Source organism: Microbulbifer mangrovi (assembly GCF_002009015.1).
Classification (GTDB): domain Bacteria; phylum Pseudomonadota; class Gammaproteobacteria; order Pseudomonadales; family Cellvibrionaceae; genus Microbulbifer; species Microbulbifer mangrovi.
In genome coordinates this window covers 1-2,364 of the sequence record NZ_LZDE01000129.1, presented here as the reverse complement: position 1 = coordinate 2,364, position 2,364 = coordinate 1, and the positions used below count along the sequence as shown (strand labels likewise).

Annotated in this window: 2 protein-coding genes; both read right to left on the bottom strand. The window is 59.1% G+C overall.

The window, feature by feature from the left end; genetic code table 11:
• On the bottom strand, positions 1–1,152 hold a 1,152-nt coding region (locus tag B4U49_RS00715; protein WP_275078265.1), incomplete at its 3' end, for a glycoside hydrolase family 3 protein.
• Positions 1,153–1,486: 334 nt separating this feature from the next.
• Positions 1,487–2,364 (bottom strand): MFS transporter (locus B4U49_RS00710; protein WP_143735451.1); only part of this gene is annotated, 878 nt, incomplete at its 5' end.

The window sequence follows — 2,364 nt, the reverse complement described above, 5'->3', positions numbered from 1 at the left end:
AAACATGTCGAGGCCGGCATTGACCGCCTGAGCGCAGCTATCGACAGTACAGCCCTCCACAAACCGGTGACCGTTCCAATCACCCACCACAAAGCCGTCAAAACCCAGGCGCTCCTTGAGCACGTCGGTAAGCAGGTATTTGTGTCCGTGCAGGCGTTTACCGTTCCAGCTGTTGAATGAGGCCATCACTGACTGTACGCCGGATTCCAGGGCGGTGAAGTAGCCAGCAGCGTGGATGTCTGCGAGTTCCTTTTCGCTCACTTGTGTGTCGCCGCGGTCGATACCGCGTGTAGTGCCGCCGTCACCCACAAAATGTTTGGCAGCAGACACCAGGTGGCGTCCGTCAAGAAATCCGTCGCTGTTCTTTTCGCCCTGAATACCCTTGATCATTTCACGGGCATAGGCGGCGACGATCTCCGGGTCTTCGGAGTAGCTTTCAAAGGTGCGGCCCCAGCGGTCGTCGCGCACTACTGCGATGGTGGGGGCGAAGGTCCAGTCAACACCGGTGACGGCCACTTCCCTGGCCGTGGCTTCGCCGATGCGGCGGATCAGCTCCGGGTCGCGGGCGGCGCCGAGCCCGATATTGTGGGGGAACAGCGTCGCGCCGATCACATTGTTGTGGCCGTGGACGGCGTCGCTGCCCCAGATTATCGGAATGGCCACACCGCCGTCGGAGGTATCCATGGATGCGGCAAAGTAGTCATCCGCCAGCTGGCGCCAGTCATCCGGTGTGGCGAATTTGTCGTTGTTGGGGAAGGTGCCGCCGCCGTTCAGGATGGAGCCGATGTGGTACTGCTTTACCTCTTCCGGGGTGATGTATTTGATTTCTGCCTGCATCATCTGCCCGACTTTTTCCTCGAGACTCATTTGTGAGAGCAGTTCGCTGATGCGGGTTTCGAGTTCACCGTCGTAGGGGAGGGCAGGCTTGAGATTGGGCCAGTTTTCCAGCGACCGCTGTCCAGTGCTGGCTGAGTGTTGTTCAGAGTGATCTGGAGCTTTACGGCTGCTCAGCGCGGTCTGTTCCGTCTGGGTTTTGCTGCCGGAAGACGGATTACCCTGATCGCTACATGCGGTGAGGCCTATGGCCAGGGCAATGGCACTGGCAAGGTGCAGAGACTTGAGGTTGGCAAGGCTACCGGTTGGGTAATTCATGGTCACTCCGGACAGGTATTTTTTGTTGATCTTCGATAAAAAAGCAGGGCGCTCCTGAGAAAGGGTGAGAACAGGAGCGCCCTGAAGAGCTGGGGCGACGCCCCCTCAGGAGACGGTTGGTGAAGTGCAGCTGGCGCGTGGCTTAAGCAATTTCACGTCCCCGCAGTTATGACGCACAAACCGCCGGAAAAGGCCCCGCCGTTTGCGGTACAAGGACGAAAAAAATGCTTCCCTGCAAATCGGGTGCCTTCCGTTGGCTGACAAGGTGTGCTCGGGAGAGTAGAAAGGGGCGAGCGTCGCCCCTTCCTCGGGGGAAGGAGGTAATGGCGTGCGCTCAGCCGCGCATCTGCTCCAGCTCCAGTCCTTTGGTTTCGTGGACCATATAGATCACAAAGGCGACGGAGAGCAGGGCGAAAAAGGTGTAGATACCGTAGGCGCCCGCGAGGCCTATGCCGGTCAGCATCATCGGGAATGTCATGGTGATGGCAAAGTTGGAAACCCACTGGGCAAGTCCCGATACCGCGAGGCCTGAGCCGCGGATCTGGTTGGGGAACATTTCACCGAGCATGGTCCACATGGCCGGCCCCCACGAACCATTGAAGAAGAATACGTAGGCATTGGCGGCAACCAGTGCCAACAAGCCCATGCTGCGGGAAAGCTGCAGTCCCCCGCCAACGCCGGTAGTGGCACTGGTGAATGCGAACGCCACCAGTCCGAGGGTGACAGCCATTCCGATAGAGCCAACGAGCAGCAGGGGTTTGCGGCCAATGCGATCGATCAGGGCCATGGTTATCAGGCAGGCACCGATGCTGACTGCGCCAGAGATGATATTGATCATCAGCGCGTCGGCTTCCGAGAAACCCACTGCCTGCCACAGCACGGCACCGTAATAAAACACCACATTGATACCGACCAGTTGCTGGAATGTGGCTAGGCCGATACCTACCCAGACGATCTTGCGCACCCTGCCCACGCGGCGTCCGCTGCTTTCCAGCAGATCGCGTAAACGCGGGCGATGATCGGCGGCCATGGAAGCGCGGATGCTATCCAGCTTTTCGGTAACGGCGGCCTCACCGTAAAGCTTGCGCAGCACCGCGGTGGCTTTGGCAGATTGTTTCGACAGCACCAGGTAGCGTGGGCTCTCGGGAATCAGCAGCAGTGCGAGGAAGAACAGGGTTGCCGGGGCGATTTCGATCCAGAACATCCAGCGCC